Source organism: Streptomyces hoynatensis (genome assembly GCF_003626535.1).
GTDB lineage: Bacteria > Actinomycetota > Actinomycetes > Streptomycetales > Streptomycetaceae > Streptomyces > Streptomyces hoynatensis.
In genome coordinates this window covers 445563-460494 of the sequence record NZ_RBAL01000001.1, presented here as the reverse complement: position 1 = coordinate 460494, position 14932 = coordinate 445563, and the positions used below count along the sequence as shown (strand labels likewise).

Below are 14932 nucleotides of genomic sequence, written 5' to 3'. Positions count from 1 at the left end.
GGGGCCCGGCCTCACTCGGTGCGCAGCCCGTCCGGCCGCATCAGGTACCACAGCGGGGGCAGGCTGACGAGGGTGACCAGGGCGATCAGCCCCCCGCCCACGGCCACCACGGGCCAGCAGGCCAGCCAGTTGCCCACCGGCAAGTCCACCATGGCCATCAGCAGGGCGCCCAGGCCGGTGCCCACCGCGGCGGCGACGGCGAGCCCGAGGACGACGGGCACGGCCGTCTGCCAGAGCACGGAGACGCCCAGGGTGGCGCGGCGGGTGCCGAAGGCCACCAGCACCGACAACAGCCGCCTGCGCTCCCGCAGTTGCTCCAGCGTGGTGACGATCATGCTGGCCCCGATCAGCAGCATCACGCCGGTGGCGCCGATCAGCAGGCCGCGCCTGACCTTCCGGATGTCGTCGGAGGCCTGCTCCGTGGTCAGCTCCCACACGGAGGCGTCGGTGCCCTCCGCCGGCCCGTCCCAGACGGCGTTGCGGACCCGTTCGAGGGCGTCGGGGTCGCCGGGGTCGAGGCGGAGCAACGCCCGCGTGCTGGGCTCGGGGAGGCGGGCGGGGTCGAGGGCGGCGGGGGTGGCGAGGACGCCCCCGTACTCCATGCCCGAGGGGTCGGGCCGTGCGGTCACCTCGCGGGCCGCGGCCGGCACCGTCCACAGGTCCTCGGCCCCGGGCCTGGGGACGCCCGTGTAGTCCAGGGCCAGGTTCAGCCGGTCGCCCGGCTGCGGGGTCACCTCGCCGCCGGCGGCCGACCGGGAGAGGAACACGTCGCCGTCGGCGCACGTGCCGACGCGGGCCAGCTCGCGCAGCGTCGCGCAGTCCGCGACGACGACCACGGCGCTCGACTCCGCCAGGTCCGCGGCGCCGGGGTCGGCCCCGACGGGGGCCGCGTAGCCGGAGACGAGGCCGAAGGTGGCGGCGACGCCCTGCTGGGCGTCGATCTTCCCGAACAGGCCCTGGGCCTCCGTGCCGTCCAGCTCGTAGGCGTCGACCTCGACCTGGGCCCGGTCCGGGTCCTGCCCGGTCTCCTCGGTCTCCTGGCTGTTCACCCCGGCGAACAGCATGTACAGGGCGGTGGCGCCGGCGACCGCGACGGTGATGCCGCTGACCGCGCGGGCCGCCGGCCCGCTGCTGAGCTGGAGCCGCCTGGTGGCCAGCTGCCAGGACACCGGCCCGCCGCGCATCGCCCCGACCACCCGCTCGACCAGCCAGGGCAGGACGACGGTGGTCCCGGCGAGCAGCAGGACGATGCCGATGCCGGCGAGGATGAGCGTGCCGTCGTCCGCGTCGCGGAAGGAGCGGGCGAGGGGCAGCAGCAGCACGAGCCCGGTCAGGATGGGGGTGAGGCGCCAGGCCAGGCGCCGCCGCCTGATCCGCGCCTGGCGGACCACGCCCAGCGGCTCGATCGCGACGCCGCGCAGCGCGAACAGCGTCACGCACACCGCGGATACCGGCACCGCGAGCAGGACGAGCACGGCGAGCGGCGCGCTCGGGACGATGTCGGAGGGGAAGGTGCTCGCGCCCCAGACGGTGATCCTGCCGAGGTACTGCCGCAGCGCGAGGAAGCCCGCGCCGCCGACCAGCAGCCCCAGCAGCGCCCCGGCCAGGGCCTCGCCCGCCGCGACCCGCCTGGTCATCCTGACGTCGGCGCCGACCAGGCGCAGCGCGGCCAGGCGGCGGTCGCGCCGCTCTCCGCCCAGCCTGACGGCGGTGGCGATGAACACCGCCACGGGCATCAGCAGCACCACGCACACGACCAGCACGAGGAGGACGAGGGCCGCGTCCATCGCGTCGCCGCCCCAGGGGTCGGTGCCGAAGCCGACGGCCCGATTGGCATCCTCGCCCAGCCGGTCCGTCCCGGCGTAGTAGTAGAGCTCCCCCGAGCCGACCAGTCCCTCCTCGCCGATGGTGCCGACCTGCTCCGCGTCCAGCCGCTCGGCCAGGAGGGCGCCTTCGGGCGAGTCGAGCAGCCTGCCGAGCGCCGGGGAGACGACCATCTCGCCCGGGCCGGGGTAGGAGTCCAGGCCGGCCGGCGGGGGCACGGCGGTGTCCGCACCGGCCTCGGGCTGCAGCAGCAGGCCCCCGATCGGCCTGCCGTGGTACTCGGTCGGGGCGAAGCCGATCCGCACCTGCCCGTCCTCGCTCATCATGACGGCGCGCGCGGCTTCCCGTGTGTCCCTGGCCGCCAGCAGGTGCGGCACGGAGGCGGCCAGCAGCAGCACGACGACGCCGAGGCCGACGCCGAGGGCGGTCAGGGCGGTGCGGGTCCAGCCCGCGCGGCCCGCGCAGGCGAAGCGGACGCCCATCGCCAGCTCGCGCCGCCAGGCGCCGAGCGCGCTCATGCGACCCCCGCCATGTCCCTGGCCCGCCCGTCGCGGACGACGACCTCCCGGTCGGAGTACGCGGCGACGCGGGACTCGTGGGTGACGAGCACGACCGCGGCCCCGGTGTCGCGGGCGGCGGCGACCAGCAGTTGCATGACGCGTTCGCCGTTGAGGGAGTCAAGCGCCCCGGTGGGCTCGTCGGCGAACAGCACCCGCGGGTTGTTGACCAGGGCGCGGGCGACGGCGACGCGCTGCCCCTGCCCGCCGGAGATCTGCCCGGGGCGGTGGTGGCGCACGTCGGCCACCTCGAGGCGTTCCAGCCACTCGGCGGCCCTGGCCTCGGCGGCGCGGCGCGCGATGCCGGTCAGCCGCAGCGGCAGGGCGACGTTCTCCACGCAGGTCAGCTCGGGCACCAGCTGCCCGAACTGGAAGACGAAGCCGAAGTCGGCCCGCCGCAGGGCGCTGCGCTCCGCGTCCGGGAGCGAGGACAGCTCGCGGCCCTGGTAGCGGACGGAGCCCGAGTCGGGCGGGACGATGCCGGCCAGGCAGTGCAGCAGGGTCGACTTGCCCGAGCCCGAGGGGCCCATGACCGCGACCACCTCGCCGGCCCGGATGGCGAAGTCGGCGCCGGCCAGGGCGGGCGTGGCGCCGTAGCTCTTGTGCAGTTCCGTGGCGGCGAGCAGGGCGGGCGCGTCCGCGCCGGGTTCCTCGTTCATGTGTGGATCTCCGATGCGAGCCGGTCCAGGCGGGCGGTGGTGAGTTCGAGCCAGCGCAGGTCTGCCTCGAGGTGGAAGAGGGCGTGGTCGCAGACGAGCTGGTCGGCGAGGTCGCCGCCGATCTTGCGGCGGGTCAGCTCGCGCATCAGCCGCAGGTGCTCGGCCCGCTGGGTGTCGAGGAGGGCGCTGGCGTCGCGGCCGGTGAGCAGCGAGATGACGACCTTGGCGTACAGGACGCTCTGCAGGTAGGGCTCGGGCTTCTCCGGCCGGCCGAGCCAGTCGTCCAGGTCCGTGACCCCGGCGTCGGTGATGGCGTACCGCTTGCGCTCGGGGCCGCCCCCCGGCTCTCTGCCCTCGACCTCGACCAGGCCGTTCTTCAGCAGCCTCGACATCGTCGAGTAGACCTGGCCGTAGTGCAGCGGGCGGTCCTGGCCGAAGTGTGCGTCGAAGGCGCGTTTGAGGTCGTACCCGTGTCTCGGTCCCGCCTGGAGAAGGCCGAGGAGCGTGTGGCTGATGGACATGGCGAGGACTATACACGCCGCGTATACACCGCGTGCATAGTCGGCGTGCATAGGCCGCTGAGCTGCGCGTTCTTGTACGGTGGAGGGCGCGCCCCGCGGGGCAGGCCGCCGGATCACCTCCACGGCACGGATAGGCGGCGGACAGGCAACGCGGCATACCGCCCCCGCGTCTGATCATTTAGCGTGGGAGCACACCGGAAGTGAATACGGCGCGCGCAAGCCAAGGGCTGAGGTGGACGGGAGTCTTCGTGGACGACACCGACCGGGACACCACCGCATCGCCCACCGGCGAGAGCCCGGCCGGGGACGCCCCCGGGGGACGGCTCAGGTCGGCGGGCCGGAGGGCCGGACGGCGGGCCGTGGCGCTCGCCCGCAAGCCGTACTGGGAACGCCCCGACTCCGAGTGGCTGATCAGGCGCTGGCCCGACCTGACCGCCTCCCTCGTGGCCACCTTCTTCTTCTGGCTCTCGCTGACCCCCTCGCTGGTCCCCCGCCCCTGGTACTACCAGGGCGCGGTGGGCGGGATCACCGCCGCCATCGGCTACGGCATCGGCGCGCTGCTCAGCTGGCTGTACCGGCTGCTGTCGCCCTGGCAGCCGAGCGAGCGGGCGCGGGCCCGCTGCTGGCTGGCCTACCTGGTGGCCCTGCCGTTCGCCGTGGCCTTCATGCTCGGCCGCAGCGCCGACATGCAGCGCGAGCTGCGCCGCCTCCAGGAGCTGCCGCCGACCCTCACCTGGCACTCGCTGATGATCGCGCTGATCTCCCTGGCGGTGCTCGCGCTGCTGCTGCTGGTGGCCCGCGCCATCCGCCTGGGCACCAGGACCCTGACCCGGCTGCTCAACCGCTTCGTGCCCTGGCCGGTCGCGGTCGCGCTCGGCCTCGTGCTCAGCACCACCTTCGTGGTCATCGGCACCAGGGACGTGGTGTGGGACCGCGGGGTGCTGGAGATAGCCGACCGGATCGCCGCCGCCAAGGACCACAGCACCGACCCCGGCGTGGTCAGGCCCTACTCCCCGCTGCTCTCCGGCAGCCCCGACTCGCTGATCGCCTGGGACGACCTGGGCAACAAGGGCCGCACCTTCACCGGCACCGCGCTCTCCGGCGAGGAGATATCCGACTTCACCGGCCGGCCCGCCCTGGACCCGATACGGGCCTACGTGGGCCGCGCGGCCTACGACGACTTCGCGGACGGCGCCGAACTGGCCGTCCGCGAGCTGGAGCGCACCGGCGCCTTCGACCGCGCGGTCCTCGCCGTGACCGGCACCACGGGCACCGGCTGGGTCGACCCCACCCCCGTGGAGGCGCTGGAGTACATGCACGGCGGGGACACGGCCGTCGTCACCATGCAGTACTCCTACCTGCCGAGCTGGGCCTCCTTCATGGTGGACAGGGACGAGGCGGGCGAGGCCACCAAGGCCCTGTTCGACGCGGTGTACGCGCGCTGGCAGCAGGAGCCGGCCGGCCACCGGCCCAAGCTGCTCGTACTGGGCGAGAGCCTGTCGGTCTCCGCGGTGGAGTCGGCGTTCGACGACCTGGACGACATGCTGGCGCGCACCGACGGCGCCCTGCTGATCGGGCCGCCCGACTTCAGCCCCATCCACAGCGAGCTGACCGAGCGGCGCGACCCGGACAGCCCGATCTGGCGGCCGGTGTACGAGGACGGGGAGCACGTGCGGTTCGCCCAGTTCCCCGACCGGGACCTGCGCCTGCCCGAGGGCGCCCCCTGGCTTGAGCCCCGCGTGGTCTACCTGCAGAACGCCTCGGACCCCGTGGTGTGGTGGTCGCCCGACCTGCTGTTCCAGCGGCCCGAGTGGCTGAACGAGCCGCTGGGCCCCGACGTCACCTCGGCCGTCGACTGGTTCCCCTTCGTCAGCTTCTGGCAGACCACCGTCGACATGGCCGTCTCCTACGGCGTCACCGCCCCGCACGGGCACCGCTACGGCGCGAACCCGGTCGCGGCCTGGGCCGCCATCGCCCCGCCCGCCGACTGGAGCGACGAGGACACCGAGCGGCTGAGCTGGCTGCTCGAAATCCGCCACCCGCCGCAGCACGGCTGGGCCGGCTGACCGGCCCCGGCCGCCCGGCCACGGTCCGGCCCGCCGGGGCGCAGCCGACGGCCGCCCCGGGACGCCGGCCGCCCGCCCGGGGCGGCGCGCCCCACGGCGGTCCCACCGGCGCGCGCGGCCCGCTCCCGGCGCGCGGGAGGCATCCCCCGCGCCAGGCCCATCCCCCCGGCGCGAAGGCAAGCGGCCCCGCGCCCGGGAAGGGCGCACGCACCGGGCGCACGAGAAGGGCCCGCTCCCTGCGGAAGGGAGCGGGCCCCGGCGCCTCAGCGGTCGGTCGCGCCCGGCGTGAGCGGGGGCTCCGTGCTGCCCGGCGGCTCGGTGGGCGTCAGCTCCGCGACGGTCGCGCCGCCCTGCACGTCGCGACCGGCGCGGTGGTCCGCCTCCTCCTGGTACGCGCGCAGGTAGCTCACCACGGTGTTGGTCACCGCGATCAGCGGCACCGCCACGATCGCCCCGGGGATGCCGGCCAGCATCGAACCCGCCGCCACGCCGAGCACCACGGCCAGCGGGTGCACCCGCACCATCCGGCCCAGGATGAACGGCTGCAGGATGTGGCCCTCGATCTGCTGCACCAGCAGCACCACGCCCAGTACCAGCAGGGCGGGCACCACGCCGTTGGTGACCAGCGCGACCACGACCGCGAGCGCCCCGGACACGATCGCGCCCACCAGCGGCACGAAGGAGGACACGAAGACGATCACGGCCAGCGGCACCGCCATCGGCACGTCGATGACCAGCAGCCCGATGCCGATGCCGATCGCGTCGATCAGCGCCACGATCACCGTGCCGCGCACGTAGCCGGTCAGCGTGATCCACGCCCGCGGGCCCGCGCCCGCCACGCCCTCGCGCGCCGCCCGCGGCACCAGCCGCAGGAACCACTGCCACACGCCGGCGCCGTCGTACAGCAGGAACAGCACCACGAACAGCGTGATGCCCGCGCCGGTGAAGAACTCCATGGCGTAGTTCACGCCCTCGAGCCCGGCGGAGGTCAGCGTGTCGCTGTTGTCGCCGATCCACGTGTTGATGTTGTCGACCCACTCGTCGAGGTTCTTCTCGGTGATGTCGAAGGGCAGGTCGAGAATCCAGTCCCGCAGCTTGTCGACGCCCTGCTGGACCTGGTCGACGAGCTGGTCGGTGTTCTCGATGACCTGCCAGACCACGAACCAGCCGATCAGGCCCATGACAGCAAAGCCGCCGAACGCCGTCAGCGCGGTGGCCGCGCCACGGCTGAGCCCCATCCGCTTCAGCCAGCCGACGAAGGGCTGCAGCAGCGCGGTGATCAGCAGCCCCGCCGCGAAGGAGATGACCAGCAGGCTGACCGCGCTGATCACCTGCATCAGGACCCAGATGACCCCGGCGACCACGAGCACCCGCCAGCCCGCCTCGGCGGCCACCCGGACACCCCACGGGATCGCCTCCGCCGGCTCGGGCCGCTGCGGCCCCGAGACGCCGGGCGAGGAACCCGGCGAGGGCGGGCGCCCGCCTCCCGAACGGCCGGCCGCGGCCGCCGGCACGGCGTGCTCGGCCGCGGGACGCGCCGCGGGCTCCTCGGCCCGCCCGCCGGACTGCGCCGCGGCGGCAGGCGCGGGCTCCTCCCGGCGCGAGCGCTCGGGCTGCCCCTGGCGCGGCACCCCCGACTCGGCCTCGGGCGCGCGGCGCGGCGCGGCCGCCGCGACCTCGGCCTCCCCGCGTTCCCCGGCCTCGCGCTCGCGGCGCTCCTGTTCCCGCTCAGCCGCGCCTCTGAGGCCCGACACCCGCGACCTCAGCCGCGACACGCCGGACCCGATCCGGCCCCATCTCGACATCCCGTTTCCCTCCGCCCCCTGTGGTCACCGCGGTGCGGTCGACGTTACCTCGCCCGGCCGCACGACGGGGACTCCCTGGGGGGGGAAACGGCGAGGCCCCCGCGCCATGCGTGGCGCGGGGGCCGCTGCGGTTCACGGGGCGGCCATCGGCCGGCCCGCTCGCCGAAACCGCTCAGTACCAGCCGTTCGCCTGCCAGAAGTCCCAGGCTCCGCAGGGGCTTCCGTAACGGCTGTCCATGTAGTTCAGGCCCCAGCGGATCTGGGTCGCCGGGTTCGTCTGCCAGTCGGCGCCGGCCGAGGCCATCTTCGAGCCGGGCAGCGCCTGCACCAGGCCGTAGGCCCCCGAGGACGGGTTCGAGGCGGTGTAGTCCCAGCCGCTCTCGTGGTCCACGATGTTGGAGAAGCACTGGAACTGGTCGGCGCCGACGATCTGCCGGGCCATCGCCTGCACCTCGGCCTTGGTGTACGAGGCCTGGACCGCGAAGTCGGTCGAGGCGCTCGCGGAGGCGTTCTGCGCCTCCAGGGCGTCCTGGCGGGCCTGTTCCTCGGCCTGCTCCTCGGCCTGGATCTCCGCGGCGCGCCGCTCGTGGGCGTCCTCCGCGGCCTGCAGTCGCGCGGCCTCCTGCGCGGCGCGCAGCGCGTCCGCGGTGGCCGCGCTCGACTGCGACTCCGCCTGCTGGGTCAGCGACGCGGTGTGCAGCTGGGCATTCGTGCCTGCGGGTATCTCAGCGAGCAGCGTGGAGTCTGCGGAGACGACCTCGATGTCGCCCGACGCGCCCTGATCTTCCCCCGAGGCGACGCCGACGGCAGCGCCGACGGTGGTCACCGCGGTGGCGGACGCCACTGCGAGTCCCCGGACCGAAATCCCGGTCACACGGTTTCCTTCCGACATCGCCCGCGTGGCAGACCCCGCGGGCGCAATCGTGCCCCTGACACGGGCCTCCCCTGGTTCGGTCGCAGGAGGCGCTGGCCCGGTAGCGGCCCCACGGCTGGCGCGGGGCCCGCGTGGACTTCGGGCGGCATACGGCGAGCGGCTGTTCAGTTGTAAAACGCAGTCCTTGCAATGCCCTTGGGGGCATCGGTTGCCGTATGCGGGGCCTGACAGACGCACACACTGCCGGACCCGGATGCCCCGAGGCAATTCAGTCCCATGTGGGAAAGCTCACACCCCGTTTGGGGGCGCACACCGCTTGCGACCCGCGCACACCACGCCCTGCCTGCGGTTTCGTCACCGAATCGAGATCCCGGCGAGGCCGATCGCCGCCGGTTTCCCACCGGGATACCCGATTCGCGCGGCAGGTCCCGCTAAATCCGCCCCTCCTCCAGCATTTCGGTCACCAGCGCGGCGATCGGCGACCGCTCGGAGCGGGTGAGCGTCACGTGGGCGAAGAGCGGGTGCCCCTTGAGCCGCTCGACGACGGCGACCACCCCGTCGTACCGGCCCACGCGCAGGTTGTCCCGCTGGGCGACGTCGTGGGTGAGCACCACCCGGGAGTTCTGGCCGATGCGGGACAGCACCGTCAGCAGCACGTTCCGCTCCAGCGACTGCGCCTCGTCCACGATGACGAACGCGTCGTGCAGCGACCTGCCCCTGATGTGGGTGAGCGGCAGCACCTCGAGCATCCCGCGGGCCACGACCTCCTCGATGACCTCCCTCGTGGTCACCGCGGACAGGGTGTCGAAGACGGCCTGCGCCCAGGGGTTCATCTTCTCGGCCTCGGTGCCCGGCAGGTACCCGAGGTCCTGCCCGCCCACCGCGTACAGCGGCCGGAACACCATCACCTTGCTGTGCTGACGGCGCTCGAGCACCGCCTCAAGCCCGGCGCACAACGCGAGCGCGGACTTGCCGGTGCCCGCCCTGCCGCCCATCGAGACGATGCCCACCTCGGGGTCGAGCAGCAGGTCGAGGGCGATGCGCTGTTCCGCGCTTCGCCCGTGGATGCCGAACGCCTCCCGGTCGCCGCGCACCAGCTTGATCCGGCCCTCAGGGGTGACCCGGCCCAGGGCCCGCCCGCGCTCGGAGGAGATCACCAGGCCGGTGTGCACCGGCAGCTCCGCGACGGCGGGATCGGCGACGCTCTCGGCGGCGAACAGCTCGTCCACGGCCTCCGCGCTCAGCCGCACGTCCACCATGCCGGTCCAGCCGTCGGCGTCCGTGATGGCGAGCTCGGCCCGGTACTCCTCGGCGGCCAGGCCCACGGAGGAGGCCTTGATGCGCAGCGGCAGGTCCTTGGAGACGACGGTGACGTCGTGCCCCTCCGCCTGGAGGTTGCGCGCCACGGCCAGGATGCGCGAGTCGTTGTCGGCGAGACGGCCCCGCTCGCCCAGCATCGCCGCGGGCAGCACCGCCGGGTCCGAGTGGTTCAGCTCCACCCGCAGGGTGCCGCCGAGGTCCCCGATCGGGAGCGGGGTGTCCAGCCGCCCGAACCTGACCCGGTACTCGTCCAGCCGCCGCAGCACCTGCCTGGCGAAGTACCCGAGCTCGGGGTGGTGCCGCTTGGCTTCGAGCTCGGAGATCACGACGACGGGGAGGACCACCTCGTGCTCGTCGAAGCGGGTGAGCGCCGACGGGTCGGCGAGCAGGACGCTGGTGTCGAGGACGTACATGCGACGGTCGGAGCGCTTCTTGCTGTTGGCCACGTGAGGACGAACCCCCTCGGACGAGGTGCGGAATCACGGCGCCCTGGGCGCCGGGGGTCTGCCGGCCGGCCCGGCCCCGGCATCCACGGGGCCCGGTACCGGCCCAGGTCCCCAGCGGAAGAGGGGGGTGTCGTGGTGCGCAAACGGGCCTCCCGGTGGACCGCTGCGAGGCGCGGTCCGCCGGGAATATGCCCGCTCGCTGCACATCTCATGCGAAGAATGGACCGGCCCGGCGACCGCCGAGCGGGCGGGCCCGGCCCGCGGGGCCGCCCGCCGCCGCACCCCGGCAGCGCGCCGGGGGGGCGCGCCGTGCACCCACCGCCCGCGCCCTCGCTCCCACCCGCCCGCGCCCGGGGGCCCGGGGGCGCGCGCCGGGCGCGTACGGGAAGCGGAGAGCCCGGTGCCGCCTCAGATGCCGTAGCGCCGGTGCCTGGCCGCGTAGTCGCGCAGCGCCCGCAGGAAGTCCACCTTGCGGAAGGCCGGCCAGTACGCCTCGCAGAAGTAGTACTCCGAATGGGCGCTCTGCCACAGCATGAAGCCGGAGAGACGCTGCTCGCCGCTGGTGCGGATCACCAGGTCCGGGTCGGGCTGGCCGCGGGTGTAGAGGTGCTCGGAGATGTCCTCCACGCCCAGCGAGTCGGCCACCTCCTGCAGCGTCTGCCCGTCGGCGGCCCGCTTGGCGAGCAGCGAGCGGACCGCGTCGGTGATCTCCTGCCGCCCGCCGTACCCGACGGCGACGTTGACCAGTATTCCCTCGCGGTTCCCGGCCAGTTCCTCGGCCTCGGCCAGCACCCGCCTGGTCCGCTCGGGCAGCACGTCGAGGGCCCCGACGTGGTTCACGCGCCAGCGGCCGTCCTCGGCGAGGTCGCGGACCGCGCCCTCCACGATCGACAGCAGCGGGGTGAGCTCCTCGGGGGCGCGGTTGAGGTTGTCCGTGGAGAGCAGCCACAGGGTGACGACCTCGACGTCGGTCTCCTCACACCAGCCGAGCAGTTCCCTGATCTTCGCGGCCCCGGCCTCGTGGCCCTGCCGCGTGGTGCTGCCGGCCGCCTTGGCCCAGCGGCGGTTCCCGTCGAGGATCACCCCGATGTGCTTGGGTCCCCGCTCCGTGTCGAGCCTGCCCTCCACCCGCCGTGCGTACAGCCGCACGGCCAGGCGGCGCAGCGTGTTCTTCATCGCGCTCTTGATCGCGCCCATCGCGTTGTGTCAGCCCCTCCAAGCCCGTCCCCGTGCCCGGCACTCTACTGCCGCCGCCCGGTACGAAGAATCGAAAGCGGCGGATCCGGCCAGCGGCCCCGGCCCGGCCACGCCACGACCGCGAAGACGGCGCGGACGAACCGCCGGCGCAAGGCCGCAGCCAGGCCGCGGCAAGGCCGTGGGAAAGCCGGAGACAAGCGGAAGATACGTCGCGGGTGCGCCGCGGGTGCGCCGAAGAAGCGCCGGCGAATCCGGACGGGACCCTGACGGAACCGGAACCGGGCCAGGACGAAACCGGGGCGGAACCGGGACGGAACCGGGACGGAACCGGGGCGGAATCGGAGCGGAACCGGCGCGGAGGGGGACCGAACCGGGGCCGAAGGCGCACGGAGGCGGCCGGAAAGAAGAGGCGAGCGGAGGCAGCCGGAAACCAGGGGCAGAAGAGGAAGGGGATGGAGCGGAGAAGGCGGGAGGCGCGGCGGGCGGTGCGGCCCGCGGACTCCCGCGGCGCCCGGCGGCCCGGCGGACACGAAAGCGGGCCGGTCCGTGGGGGGGGTGACGGACCGGCCCGAGGGGGGGATTCCACGGTAACGCATAAGGGGCCGTGCTGAGTGCATCGGAACCGGAATTAAACCGTGAGTCCCCCGGCGAGCACGGCGGCGAGCGCGCCGAGCGCGATGCAGGGCCCGAAGGGCACCGGCGTCCTGCGCCCCGCCCGCCCCGCGAGGACCAGCGCGAGCCCGTAGCCGGCCGCCAGCAGGAAGCCCGCGAAGGTGCCGAGCAGCACCGCCTCCCAGCCGTACCACCCAAGGGCTACCCCGACCGGGACCGCGAGTTTGACGTCGCCGAAGCCGAGGCCCGCGGGGTTCACGAGGAAGAGGACGAGGTAGACCGCGCCGAGCACCGGGCCCGCGAGCAGCGCCCGCGGCCAGCTGCCCGCCGCCCCCGGCACCGCGGCCGCCAGGCCGAGGCCCCCGGCGAGCGCCAGGGCGAGGGGCAGGGTCAGCACGTCGGGCAGGCGCTGCACGGCCAGGTCGACCACCGCAAGCAGCACCACGACCGGCGCGGCCAGCAGCCACACCGCCAGCTCCGGCCGCGGACCCACGGCCGCGGCGAGCGCCGCGCAGCAGCAGGCGAGGACGGCCGCGGACCGCGCCGCCCCCGCGGCCACCCGGCCGCCGGGGCAGGAGGCACAGCGCAGCCGGCCGATCCAGGCGCCGCCCGGGAGCGGGTGGCCCGCCGGGCACGTCGCGCGCCAGGGCTCCCCCTCGGGGACCGCCAGCCGGTAGCCGGGCGTGACGAGCAACGTGCCGGCCAGGGCACCGTAAAGGGCGGCGGCCACGATCAGCAGGGGGTACACACCGTGAGCGTAATGCGGGCCGGCTCGCCCGAGTGGGGGGAAGGGCGAACCGGCCCGTCGATTGGGCTGGACCGGAGCGGGGGGGTGCTCACGGTCCGCCCCGCCAGCCGTCGCCGGGGTGGGAGTGACGACGCTGGCAGCGAAAGGGTGTCGGCCTGGCCAACACGCAGGGAACGATACCGCACGGTCAGGAGAGCTGTGACCCCCTGGCACTCAGGCGGCGCAGGGCACGCCCGTAACGGCGGGCGATCACCCGCTGGCCGAGGCGCCCGAGCGGCCCGGCGGCCCGCATGTACCAGGTGGCCGCGCGGCTCACGGCGGTTACGGTGAGCCACACCGAGTCGTCCGCGAGCCGTTCCACGACGAAGCCCTCCTCGCCGCTCTCGGGATGGCCCGGAAGCGTTCCGTAGCCGTAGCCGATGCGCTCGGGCTCGTCGATGCGCCAGACCACGCGGCAGGGCGCGCCGAGCCGCAGCGGGCCGAGGCCCGCGAGCAGGGTGACCTCCACGCCGACGTCCGCGACGGGGGCCGTCGCGCGCACCCTGAGGCCCACGCCGCGCTGCATCCCGAAGCCGAGCAGGGCCTCGCCGGCCGCGCGCAGGACTCCTTCGCCCCGGCCGAGGCGGGTGCGCACCCGCAGCAGGTGGGCCCCGGCGGGCAACGGCCCCTCGGGCGCTGCCCGGGTGATGCCGATCTCCTGGTACGTGAGGGGCACGGTTGCGGCGCTCATGCCCCTTGCCTACCCGCGCCCCGGCGAAGGCGCAAGCGCCGCCCGGGCCTTCGGGACGGCGGGCCGGACGTCCGGGGCAGGCGGGGGGACAGGCGGCACGGGGACGGGGGCGGCAGCGGGGCGGGCGGGCGGCGGCCGGGTGGGGGCCGCCCCGGTTCACTCCTCGGTCGGCCAGGAGATCTCCACCCGGCGGTTGCGCTGGCGGCCCTCCTCGGTGCTGTTGTCGTAGAGGGGGTAGTCCTCGCTGTAGCCGCGGACGTTGAACTGGATGCCCGAGGGGTCCTCGATCAGCCCGAGCAGCACCTGCTGGGTGTTCCTGGCGCGGTTCGTCGAGAGGGTGACGCCGCTCTCGTAGGAACCCTGGTCGTCGGTGAAGCCGAAGATGTTCACCTGGCTGGGCTGGTACTCGTCGATCGCGGCGGCCACCTCCCTGAGGGCGTCCGCGGAGGCCTCGGTGATCTCGTCGCTGCCCTCGCCGAAGATCACGTCCGTCTGGAGCGTGAACTTGTGCGTGTTGCCGGTCTGTTCCTCGCGCCGGCTGCCGCCGCTGTCGGTGCTCTGGCCGCCGTCTCCCTCGCCGCCGGTCTCGCCGCTGTCTCCGGCGTCGCCGCTGTCGCCGGGGTCTCCGGCGTCGCCCGAGCCGTCCGAGTCGCCGCCGGTGCCGCCGTCCGCTCCCGACTGCTCGCCGGTGCCCAGGTTTTCGGTGATCCGTTTGATGTCGAGCACCCGGGGCTCGGCGAGGGTCGCCCCGTCGCCCAGCTTCAGGCCCGCGGCGTCGGGGTCGACCTCAGGCGTCGCGGGAGCCTCGTACCCGGGCGGCTGCTCCACCCCGTCGTCCCCGTCGTCGGCCAGGGCGGTGGGGGTGCCCCACGCAAAAACGGCCACGCCGGTGAGCGCGATGCCCGCGACCCGGCCGGCGTGGTGCCCACGGTTCGTCATGTGTCTGCCCGCCTCAGCTGATCTCGATGGTGGCCGGGGGCATCTGCCCGATCTGGAAGTCCACCTCGGTGGTCCCCGGGTCCGGCTCCGGGAACTGCGCGAACCAGTTGACGGAGTCACCGGCGCCGATCTCCAGGCCGAAGTTCGTGCACAGGCACCGGCCTTCGGTGTCGCGGAGGATGAGGTACCGCTTGCCCTCCTCGTGGGCGGTCAGCGTGGCGCCCGCCATGGAGAAGCCGTTGCCCGCGAGTTCCCGCTCCTCGCCCGCCCAGGCCGTCGCGCGCCAGCCGTCGCCGCCCCCGTTGTGGAGGGTGCCCTCGACCGTCAGGAAGCCGCCGGACTCGCGCTCGGCGCTGGTGATCGTCAGGGTGATGTCCTGCTCGCCGGTCACCTCGGCCAGGACCTCGTTCTCCGCCTGGGACTCCTCGTCGCCCGAGGGCTCCGCGCTCTCGTCGCCGCCCTCGCCGTCCTGGCCGGACTGGTTCTCCTGGGACGTGTCCGTGCCCGAGTCATCGCCGCCGCCGCTGCAGCTGGCCACGCCGATGACCAGCGCGGCGCCCAGCGCGATCACGATGAGGACGAGGCGTGACTTGTTATCCCGGAGGTCCATGGCGCGCCTTTCCCTTGCATCTCG

The 14932-nt window shown here is 74.3% G+C and carries 12 protein-coding genes; 1 reads left to right on the top strand and 11 read right to left on the bottom strand.

Features of this window, described 5'->3' with window-relative positions; translation table 11 throughout:
* Nucleotides 1-11 precede the first annotated feature (11 nt).
* Genes D7294_RS02050 through D7294_RS02040 form a run of 3 tightly spaced genes read right to left on the bottom strand, consistent with a single transcriptional unit; the run spans nt 12 to nt 3561 of the window.
* The gene (locus D7294_RS02050) at nt 12-2342 is read right to left on the bottom strand and encodes an FtsX-like permease family protein (RefSeq protein ID WP_120674722.1); all 2331 of its coding nucleotides are present in this window, start codon (nt 2340-2342) and stop codon (nt 12-14) included.
* Complete coding sequence (locus D7294_RS02045; protein WP_120674720.1) at nt 2339-3040, bottom strand: ABC transporter ATP-binding protein; 702 nt, start codon at nt 3038-3040, stop codon at nt 2339-2341. Before D7294_RS02045 ends, D7294_RS02050 begins: the two co-directional genes overlap by 4 nt.
* Nucleotides 3037-3561, bottom strand: a complete 525-nt coding sequence (locus tag D7294_RS02040) for a PadR family transcriptional regulator (RefSeq protein ID WP_120674719.1) — start codon at nt 3559-3561, stop codon at nt 3037-3039. Before D7294_RS02040 ends, D7294_RS02045 begins: the two co-directional genes overlap by 4 nt.
* A gap of 248 nt (nt 3562-3809) precedes the next feature.
* Here D7294_RS02040 and D7294_RS02035 point away from each other — a divergent pair, with 248 nt between their 5' ends.
* Nucleotides 3810-5627, top strand: a complete 1818-nt coding sequence (locus D7294_RS02035; RefSeq protein WP_174248244.1) for an alpha/beta hydrolase — start codon at nt 3810-3812, stop codon at nt 5625-5627.
* 263 nt (nt 5628-5890) lie between these two features.
* On the opposite strand, the gene D7294_RS02030 is transcribed toward D7294_RS02035, so the two are convergent.
* The 8 genes from D7294_RS02030 to D7294_RS01995 all read right to left on the bottom strand — a co-directional run bounded on the left by D7294_RS02030 (nt 5891) and on the right by D7294_RS01995 (nt 14908).
* Nucleotides 5891-7432, bottom strand: a complete 1542-nt coding sequence (locus tag D7294_RS02030) for an AI-2E family transporter (RefSeq protein WP_120674717.1) — start codon at nt 7430-7432, stop codon at nt 5891-5893.
* Between the two features lie 172 nt (nt 7433-7604).
* The gene (locus D7294_RS02025; RefSeq protein WP_120674715.1) at nt 7605-8306 is read right to left on the bottom strand and encodes an aggregation-promoting factor C-terminal-like domain-containing protein; all 702 of its coding nucleotides are present in this window, start codon (nt 8304-8306) and stop codon (nt 7605-7607) included.
* Between the two features lie 431 nt (nt 8307-8737).
* Entirely contained in the window at nt 8738-10072 is a 1335-nt protein-coding gene (locus tag D7294_RS02020; protein WP_120674714.1) for a PhoH family protein, read from the bottom strand.
* 408 nt (nt 10073-10480) lie between these two features.
* Complete coding sequence (locus D7294_RS02015; RefSeq protein WP_422070638.1) at nt 10481-11269, bottom strand: isoprenyl transferase; 789 nt, start codon at nt 11267-11269, stop codon at nt 10481-10483.
* A gap of 628 nt (nt 11270-11897) precedes the next feature.
* Complete coding sequence (locus D7294_RS02010; protein WP_120674712.1) at nt 11898-12629, bottom strand: prepilin peptidase; 732 nt, start codon at nt 12627-12629, stop codon at nt 11898-11900.
* A gap of 187 nt (nt 12630-12816) precedes the next feature.
* Nucleotides 12817-13359, bottom strand: a complete 543-nt coding sequence (locus tag D7294_RS02005; RefSeq protein ID WP_120674710.1) for a DUF1990 family protein — start codon at nt 13357-13359, stop codon at nt 12817-12819.
* 156 nt (nt 13360-13515) lie between these two features.
* Nucleotides 13516-14298, bottom strand: a complete 783-nt coding sequence (locus tag D7294_RS02000) for an OmpA family protein (protein WP_120674708.1) — start codon at nt 14296-14298, stop codon at nt 13516-13518.
* Between the two features lie 13 nt (nt 14299-14311).
* Nucleotides 14312-14908 (bottom strand): hypothetical protein, encoded by a 597-nt coding sequence (locus D7294_RS01995; protein WP_120674706.1) that lies wholly within the window; start codon nt 14906-14908, stop codon nt 14312-14314.
* Between the last annotated feature and the right edge of the window lie 24 nt (nt 14909-14932).